This window comes from Parapedobacter sp. SGR-10, from assembly GCF_011030405.1.
Taxonomy (GTDB): Bacteria; Bacteroidota; Bacteroidia; order Sphingobacteriales; family Sphingobacteriaceae; genus Sphingobacterium.
This window is the reverse complement of sequence record NZ_JAAJTJ010000037.1, coordinates 19214-27438: the sequence shown is the minus strand read 5'-3', so window position 1 is coordinate 27438 and position 8225 is coordinate 19214. Positions and strand designations below refer to the sequence as shown.

The 8225-nt window shown below is 42.2% G+C and carries 10 protein-coding genes and 5 tRNA genes; 5 read left to right on the top strand and 10 right to left on the bottom strand.

Annotated elements, in window-relative coordinates:
* Positions 1-30 precede the first annotated feature (30 nt).
* From nusG to G5B00_RS17130, 8 genes are all read right to left on the bottom strand, one after another.
* Positions 31-576 carry a transcription termination/antitermination protein NusG gene (gene nusG, locus G5B00_RS17165; RefSeq protein ID WP_163878468.1) on the bottom strand — a complete coding sequence of 182 codons (546 nt, stop codon included), beginning with the start codon at positions 574-576 and terminating at the stop codon, positions 31-33.
* Between the two features lie 18 nt (positions 577-594).
* Positions 595-789, bottom strand: a complete 195-nt coding sequence (gene secE / locus G5B00_RS17160) for a preprotein translocase subunit SecE (RefSeq protein WP_163878465.1) — start codon at positions 787-789, stop codon at positions 595-597.
* A 26-nt stretch (positions 790-815) separates the two neighbouring features.
* Positions 816-886, bottom strand: a tRNA-Trp gene (locus G5B00_RS17155).
* A gap of 152 nt (positions 887-1038) precedes the next feature.
* The gene (gene tuf / locus G5B00_RS17150; RefSeq protein ID WP_163878462.1) at positions 1039-2226 is read right to left on the bottom strand and encodes an elongation factor Tu; all 1188 of its coding nucleotides are present in this window, start codon (positions 2224-2226) and stop codon (positions 1039-1041) included.
* Between the two features lie 72 nt (positions 2227-2298).
* Positions 2299-2370: transfer RNA gene (locus tag G5B00_RS17145), tRNA-Thr, on the bottom strand.
* Between the two features lie 96 nt (positions 2371-2466).
* A tRNA-Gly gene (locus G5B00_RS17140) sits at positions 2467-2539 on the bottom strand.
* A 77-nt stretch (positions 2540-2616) separates the two neighbouring features.
* Positions 2617-2700, bottom strand: a tRNA-Tyr gene (locus tag G5B00_RS17135).
* A 21-nt stretch (positions 2701-2721) separates the two neighbouring features.
* Positions 2722-2794 (bottom strand) — tRNA-Thr (locus G5B00_RS17130).
* 384 nt (positions 2795-3178) lie between these two features.
* Here G5B00_RS17130 and G5B00_RS17125 point away from each other — a divergent pair.
* The 4 genes from G5B00_RS17125 to G5B00_RS17110 all read left to right on the top strand — a co-directional run bounded on the left by G5B00_RS17125 (position 3179) and on the right by G5B00_RS17110 (position 5609).
* Positions 3179-4279: a BamA/TamA family outer membrane protein gene (locus G5B00_RS17125; protein ID WP_240894565.1), complete on the top strand. Its 1101-nt coding sequence runs from the start codon at positions 3179-3181 to the stop codon at positions 4277-4279.
* A gap of 132 nt (positions 4280-4411) precedes the next feature.
* On the top strand, positions 4412-4645 hold the full coding sequence (locus G5B00_RS17120; protein WP_163878456.1) for a thioredoxin family protein: 234 nt from the start codon (positions 4412-4414) through the stop codon (positions 4643-4645).
* A 76-nt stretch (positions 4646-4721) separates the two neighbouring features.
* A complete protein-coding gene (locus G5B00_RS17115) occupies positions 4722-4985 on the top strand; it encodes a DUF2024 family protein (RefSeq protein WP_163878452.1) in 264 nt (87 codons plus the stop codon).
* A 12-nt stretch (positions 4986-4997) separates the two neighbouring features.
* Positions 4998-5609 carry a MarR family winged helix-turn-helix transcriptional regulator gene (locus G5B00_RS17110; protein ID WP_163878449.1) on the top strand — a complete coding sequence of 204 codons (612 nt, stop codon included), beginning with the start codon at positions 4998-5000 and terminating at the stop codon, positions 5607-5609.
* Between the two features lie 45 nt (positions 5610-5654).
* Here G5B00_RS17110 and G5B00_RS18080 read toward each other — a convergent pair whose 3' ends face one another.
* On the bottom strand, positions 5655-6128 hold the full coding sequence (locus tag G5B00_RS18080; protein WP_205966461.1) for a hypothetical protein: 474 nt from the start codon (positions 6126-6128) through the stop codon (positions 5655-5657).
* Between the two features lie 71 nt (positions 6129-6199).
* Here G5B00_RS18080 and G5B00_RS17100 point away from each other — a divergent pair, with 71 nt between their 5' ends.
* Positions 6200-7042 carry a transglutaminase-like domain-containing protein gene (locus tag G5B00_RS17100; RefSeq protein ID WP_163878446.1) on the top strand — a complete coding sequence of 281 codons (843 nt, stop codon included), beginning with the start codon at positions 6200-6202 and terminating at the stop codon, positions 7040-7042.
* A 12-nt stretch (positions 7043-7054) separates the two neighbouring features.
* On the opposite strand, the gene G5B00_RS17095 is transcribed toward G5B00_RS17100, so the two are convergent.
* Positions 7055-8137 carry a hypothetical protein gene (locus tag G5B00_RS17095; RefSeq protein WP_163878443.1) on the bottom strand — a complete coding sequence of 361 codons (1083 nt, stop codon included), beginning with the start codon at positions 8135-8137 and terminating at the stop codon, positions 7055-7057.
* Positions 8138-8225 lie beyond the last annotated feature (88 nt).

Genomic DNA, 8225 nt, shown 5'->3' with positions numbered 1-8225 from the left:
TTTTTTATGTACTCTTATTAGAAAATATCCTTATTCTTTCTCCACTTGCATATAATTCAACTCAAGTGGGGTCTTACGACCGAATACCTTAACCATAACCGTAAGCTTCTTCTTGTCTTCATGGACTTCTTCGATCTCTCCGGTAAACCCATTGAAAGGCCCATCGATAACCTTGACAGATTCGCCCACCAAGTAGGTCATATTGAAGCTTTCGCCCTGTTCTGCCATCTCGTCCACTTTGCCCAAGATACGGTTTACCTCAGCCTGACGCAGGGGTATAGCCACACCAGCCTTGTCACCCAAGAAGCCGATAACACTATTAAGGTTTTTGATTACATGCTCGATCTCCCCATCCAAAGCTGCTTCAATCAATACATACCCTGGGTAATAGTTACGCTCTTTGGCCACCTTTTTGCCATCCCGCATCTGGTAATATTTTTCCATAGGTATCAATACCTGTGGCACCAAATGCTGAATACCCAAACGGCTTACTTCCGCTTCTATATATTGTTTTACTTTCTTTTCCTTACCACTTACAGCACGCACTACGTACCATTTCAAACTTTGATCAGCCATAATATAAAACGGATAAAATTAAGACGCAGTACCGTACAATAATTCCAAAACGTTACTTGAAGCCTTGTCCATCACAAATATCAACAATGCGATAATCAAAGAAGCTATAAGCACGACTACTGCATGGTTTTGAAGTTGAGACCAAGTCGGCCAAGTTACTTTTTCAGTAATCTCAACGTAAGAGTCTTTTATAAAATTAAGTACTTTAGCCATTTTTAGTTTACTTAAACTTTGTTTAGCACGGGTACCAGGACTCGAACCCAGACCAAAGGTTTTGGAGACCTTCGTTCTACCTTTAAACTATACCCGTGTGATTTTTACTGTTGCAAATATAGCGTTTACACGCTAGTACAACAAATAATATTTATCTTTTTTGGGCTTTAAGAATTGTCTTAAAGCGAAAAAATAAGCTAATCAGCAGATGCTGATTAGCTTATTTTGTATTTAGAATAATCGAAAAGATTACGCTAAGATTTCAGTTACCTGACCGGCACCTACGGTACGACCACCTTCACGGATAGCGAAACGTAGACCTTTTTCCATAGCAATAGCGTTGATCAATTTTACAGTGATCGTTACGTTATCACCTGGCATAACCATTTCAGTACCTTCTGGCAAAGAGATTTCACCAGTTACGTCTGTCGTACGGAAATAGAACTGAGGACGGTATTTGTTGAAGAATGGCGTGTGACGGCCTCCTTCAGCTTTTGACAATACGTAAACCTCAGCTTTGAATTCTGTGTGAGGAGTTACTGAACCTGGTTTTACGATAACCATACCACGACGGATATCAGTTTTCTCAATACCACGCAGCAATAGACCTACGTTGTCACCAGCTTCACCATAATCCAAAATCTTACGGAACATCTCAACACCAGTTACAGTAGATTTCAAATCTTCAGCACCCATACCTAGGATTTCAACCGGATCACCAGAGTTGATCACACCTCTTTCGATACGACCTGTCGCAACAGTACCACGACCAGTGATCGAGAATACGTCTTCGATAGGCATCAAGAAAGGAAGGTCAGTCAAACGTGGAGGGATTGGAATGTAGTTGTCCACAGCATCCATCAATTCCATGATTTTGTCTACCCACTGAGGCTCACCGTTCAATGCACCCAATGCAGAACCTTGGATGACAGGGATATCATCACCTGGGAATTCGTAGAATGACAACAATTCACGAACTTCCATTTCAACTAGCTCCAACAACTCAGGGTCGTCTACCAAGTCAACTTTGTTCAAGAATACTACCAATGCAGGAACACCTACCTGACGAGCCAATAGAATGTGCTCACGAGTCTGAGGCATAGGGCCGTCTGTCGCAGCAACAACAATGATCGCACCGTCCATTTGTGCAGCACCAGTAACCATGTTTTTCACATAGTCAGCGTGACCTGGACAGTCAACGTGTGCATAGTGACGGCTAGCCGTTTGGTATTCTACGTGTGCCGTGTTAATCGTGATACCACGTTCTTTTTCTTCAGGAGCAGAGTCAATTGAATCAAATGAACGAGCCTCTGAAAAACCTTTATCAGCTAATACTTTAGTGATAGCAGCTGTTGTTGTAGTTTTACCGTGGTCAACGTGACCGATCGTACCAATGTTTAAGTGTGGTTTACTACGGTCAAATTTCTCTTTTGCCATGTTTATGCGAATTAGTAATTATTAAATATTTCGTTATTAAAATTGTACAAAAATAATAAACTTATTTTATAGAGCCAAAGATGGGATTTGAACCCACGACCTCTTCCTTACCAAGGAAGTGCTCTACCCCTGAGCTACTTCGGCTTTTATAAAAGCTTACGAAAGATTATTGCCCCTATCTACTCAGATGTGTATCATGAAAGACAGAGACTTAAATTATAATCTTTTGACAATGTAACGAGCGGAAGACGGGTCTCGAACCCGCAACCTATAGCTTGGAAGGCTATCGCTCTACCAATTGAGCTACTTCCGCTTGTGATTTTGGATTTTTGATTTACAATTTTAGATTTTTTCAATCGTCAATCGTAATTCATCAATCCACAATCATTGTGGTGGAGGGAGAAGGATTCGAACCTTCGAAGCCGAAGCAACGGATTTACAGTCCGTCCCATTTGACCGCTCTGGAACCCCTCCAGACCTGCAAAACTGCATTTGAGCCCCCTGCCGGGATCGAACCAGCGACCTACTGATTACAAGTCAGTTGCTCTACCAGCTGAGCTAAGGAGGCTTATTATTTTCTTCAAAATCACCTAAGAACACCTACTCCAAAAAATAAAGAGCGAGTGCAAAAATCACGATTTATTTTCAATTTTGCAAATGATTTCGAAAATCTTTTTACAACCAATATGCTACAAAGAACATCTTCAAACATCCTAAAAAGGCAACCCTCTGGATTTTGATGCTGCAAAGATATAGACTTGGGAGACTTTACAAAAATATTTTTTACTTTTTTTTATATCGATTCCCTCAGTATATTGATATGCAAGCAAATAAGTTTACCAAAAGAAGAAAACAAAGCATGATCACAAACTTTTCGTCTATCTTTGCGTCATAATATCGAAGCCATATCCATATGTATAGACTGTTTATTTTTATTTTTTCTTGTTTTCTAATGGCTCAGGTCTACGCACAGAAAAAAACCGGCCTTATCACTAGAATTAAAAATAAATACCTCTCCTCCCAAAGCGACAGTACACGTGAAGGTAGTCTGATGATCCTGCCGGCATTCGGTTATGCGCAGGAGACAGGAGCAGAATATGGGCTGGCATCTACCTACGATTTCTATACAAATAAACAGAACCATCTCAGCCGTACTTCCAACGTTACCTTTATGGCTACGTTGACTACAAAAAAACAAAAAAACATCAAGCTCAATACGGACATCTGGACCTATGACAACACCTACCATATCCTATCCGAGCTGCGCTATCGGGATTGGCCATTCAATTTTTATGGTTTGGGCAACTCGACCTTATATGCAGACGAAGACCACCTGGGTCAAAAACTGATCAGAGTAAAGCTTGATATCGAACGTAAGGTATCCAAAAGTATATATGTCGGACTGAACACGATGTACGAACATTTCAGGATAAGCGACATAGAGACGGGAGGTGCCCTCGAAAACCCGGACATTATCGGAAAAAACGGCGGGCAATACCTCGCTATTGGAACCTCTGTTCTATATGATACCAGAGATTTTACGACGTATAGCAGCCGAGGTCTCTTTGTTCGGGCAAAATATGCCTATGCTCCCAACTTTTGGAAAGCAGACAATTTTACCGGTGGTTTGGCCGAAATGGACAGCCGTTTTTTCTACAGTCCCCTACCCAATCTAACACTGGCTACACAGGCCCTTTATCGGGGGACAATCGGCCAACAAGCTCCTTTCTACGTCTACCGTGATATGGGAGGCGACATGAGCATGCGGGGATATTACTTGGGCAGGTACAAGGACAAAAACTATGCAACCGCACAGACAGAAGTTCGTTACCGGGTGATGCCTCGCGTTGGCTTAGTTGCCTTTGGTGGTTTGGGGAGCACCTTTTCCAAACAGCACGCCTTTCGTACAGCGCCAACCTATGGAGCTGGCCTTCGCTACTTCTTTAGCCTCGAACACCGCAGTACGGTACGTTTTGATTATGCGTTCGGAGAAAAAAGACCGGGCGAACAACGACAATCCGGCTTCTACATCAGTCTCAGCGAAGCTTTTTAATTGTTTACAACTGCTTGCAAAGAGTGAATAAAGAAAAAATATAGATAATTTATTTTTTTACATTTTATTATGTTAGGAATCCTAACTATATTTGCAATAGCAGTAGTGCTACAGAACATTAAACTCAATCAAATGGCAAAATCAATTTTTTATCATGCCGGTTGTCCTGTATGTGTCAGTGCAGAACACGACATCATCAACCTGATCGGAAAGGACAATGTGGAAATCGTGCACCTTGGCGAAGAGAGAAACAAGATAGACGATGCAGAAAAAGCTGGTGTCAAATCCGTTCCGGCTTTGGTAACGCCCAATGAAAATGTGCTTCACATCAACTTTGGTGCTTCCATAGCAGAAGTAAAGGGTTAAAAAATTTTGCTCCGTAAAGTTAGTTATCCTAACTTTACGGAGCATTTGTGGTTAAACAATAAAAAAACAAATCAACATGCAAGTAGCAGTTTGGGACACTTATGTAACAAAAAAGGACGGCACGGTCATGCACTTTGACATCATTGTTCCCATAGAGACAAAAGAAGAGGCCACAATACACAGCTATGGCAGAGCCTACCTTCAAACCAAGGAACAAGAAGGCCAACCACTGACGTCAAGAGAATGCCAGTTTTGTCATATCGAAAGTATAAAGCCACAATGGGAAAACGACATTAGGCAAAAAGGCTATTTTATTTATGAAATGGAAAACTGTGGGTAAGGGGATCGACACATGAACAAATCCGACTTTGATTTAACCCATCAAAACCAAAGCATAGAAAGCAAGATCGTAGCTTCGTTGGAGCGGGTCGCCCAAGCTTTTCGCGCACTGCTGTGGCAGGAAAGCAAGGAGTTTTCACTAAGCCCTATCCAAGTACAGGTTTTGATTTTTTTGCTTCATCACAGCAGTGAAAAGAGAAAAGTGAGCTATTTGGCAGACGAATTTAACATGACCAAAGCCACGATCAGCGATACGATCAAAACTTTGGAACATAAGGACTTGATCGTCAAGGAATATGAACTCTCCGACACCAGGAGCTATACCATCAACCTCACGCCAAAGGGGAAGGAAATCGCCAACAAAACCTCTCTTTTTACACAGGAAATTCACACACCTATTGATCAGCTACATCCTGATGATAAAGAAAACCTGTTGTTGAGTTTACTCGACATCATCCGACATCTGAACAAGACTGGCATCATCACCATCCAACGCATGTGTATGACCTGCGCCTACTATTCCCCTTCGAAACAAGGGCAAGGACATTTCTGTAACCTGCTTCACCAACCCTTACGTACAAATGATTTAAGAATAGATTGTCCGGAGCATGAAATGCAAAAGTAACCCGACCGCAAATAAACTTTTCCAAAGTTCAGAGCTTTGGAAAAGTTACAAGTACTTCCAAAACGGGAACCTTAGCTTAAAGTTCTGTTTGGGCTGTTCCCGGCGGTAAAATATCAATCCAAATAAAAACAAATCTATCGTAACGATGAAACGCCCGTCTTTGCAGACATGACGCCATCTTCGTATATGATATTCACTGTTATAAATTCCCGCCAGCACGATATAATGAAATTGATGTTGCAGTTGAGCAAGATCTTCCACTGTCGTCACCGCATCCTCTATGTACAAAGCCTTGCTCTCTCCGACTTCCACCCGCGACAAGGTATGCACGACTCCAAAGTAATCCGCTATTTCCTTGACCAGAAGATTCCCTATTCGAGTTCGCCTATACTTTTCTTCCGTCCTCTTATATATAACTTTATCCGCCAATCTGTACACGAATGGAGAATGTGTCCCATGCCGGCTATGCGAAGACGCAAAATGCCAAAACCCATGTAAAATATAGCGCAAACGTTTCACAACCCAAACATAACATTTTTTTATATGAGAAAGATTTCCTAATTTTAGACTAAGGAAAAGATAATGCCCACATGCAAGAGAATGAATTGAGAGCCTTAATATCCTTATTGGATGATCCGGACAATGAAATTTTTGACCACGTAGAGCAACACCTGATTACCTGTGGTCCGGAGGTCATTCCCCTTTTGGAAGAGACCTGGGAATCCTCTTTTGACCCCCTCTCCCAAACCCGTATCGAGAACATCATTCATCGCATCCAGTTTGACCAGATCAAAAACGACCTACAAATCTGGGCCTTACAAAACAGCAGCGATCTATTGGAAGGGCTATTGATCATCAACCGTTACCAATATCCCAATCTGGATGAAGATATTGTACACATGCAGCTTGCCGAACTCCGTCGCAACGCTTGGTTTCACCTGATGTATGAAATGAGTCCACTGGAAAAAGTAAAACTACTCAACAATGTACTATTCAGGGAATTTGGTCTATCCGGAAACACAGCCAACTACCACGATCCACAAAATTCCTTTATCCACAAAGTGCTGGAGACCAAGAAAGGTAATCCGCTGTCATTGGCCTGCATATACAGCATTATTGCACAAAAACTAGACATCCCTATCTATGGGATCAATCTACCCAAACATTTTGTAGCCGCTTATATCGAAGAAGAGCTCCAAACGCCTTTATTCTATATCAATGTGTTCAACAGAGGACAAGTCATGAAGCATGACGACATTTATTCTTTTTTGAAACAACTCAATCTCTCCCCAAAAGAGGAATACATCCTACCATGTACCAATGTCGCGATAATCAAACGTGTCATACGCAACCTGATGACAGCTTACGATCATATAGGCAACCTGGAGAAAAAAGAAGAAGTAGCTATTCTATTGGCTCTTTTGGAAGAGTAAAAAAGTTCCGTATTAATATTCATTGACCCCTCGGGAATCCAGAAAAATAGCTTGTGGTGTTTGATTATTGCCCAAGGTCATCTCCTTGTCCGGAGCAACATCGCCACTATCTTCAAGCTTGAATCGAAATACTTTTCTAGCACCCGCGTCCGAGACATAGATATACTTAGGATTCTCTTTTCCGTCTACTGTCACGCTTAATGGCTCCTGCAACAGCGTAGAAGCCCCCGAAATCACTCGTGTAGGCTGAATCGTGGCATCTGCTTTATATTGGGAAAATTTCTCAAAAACCAATATTTTCGCTCCTACGCCACTACTCTCATAATCGCTCAACACCAATATATCCGAGGCTTTGGCATAGAAAAACCCACGGATATTTTTCGAACCGGACACTGTCAACCGATAGGTAGGCCTAATGTCTTCCACCAGCGTATCGCGTCTACGGTTTACCTCATTTACAAAATCTCTAAACACTAAGATGCCTCCGTCAGCACCCGTCTTGGACAACATCAAGTGTGTAGAATCCAACTGCATACCCCAAATGCGATCTTCCAACATGACCTGAAAGGCATACCTGGCAAATCCGTTGTAACGCCGCGGCTTATCTACCACAAACACACTGACCGTATCATCTCCAGGGTTGGCGATCAAGAGTTGGTCCAAATTATCTATATTATGGTACCACAATCCCCTCACCCGATCAAACTTCCTGTTGCCAATATTCCCAACAGAGGCCAGTTGCCCCTTATCATTGACAGACTGTACACGAATAGTTGTATCTTCATAAGCAGGCGTGTTCACACTCGCATGGAATACACTTCGAGCGAAAGCACTGAAATGGAGAACACCTCCCCCCTTTGCACCTGAGTCGTACCGCAAGGCCCCTTGCGTTGTAAAATCTGTTGAATCCGCCGGATCAATCACGAAGATGTTTCGAAGCTGCGCATCACCCGAACTGGGATTGTAGTCCGATGTCGAGACGTACAGACGGGAGATGGGCTTTCTGGCTTTGCGTGGCTCATCATCATCCCGCTGGCAACTCCAAGTTACCAATAGTACAGAAAATATATACAGAAAATACTTCGTCCCTTTCATGTTCTTAGAAATTACATGTTACAAACTTAGATAAAATGCTTTGCATTCACGAAAACCTACTCGTAAAAAATCGTTCACCCTAATTATA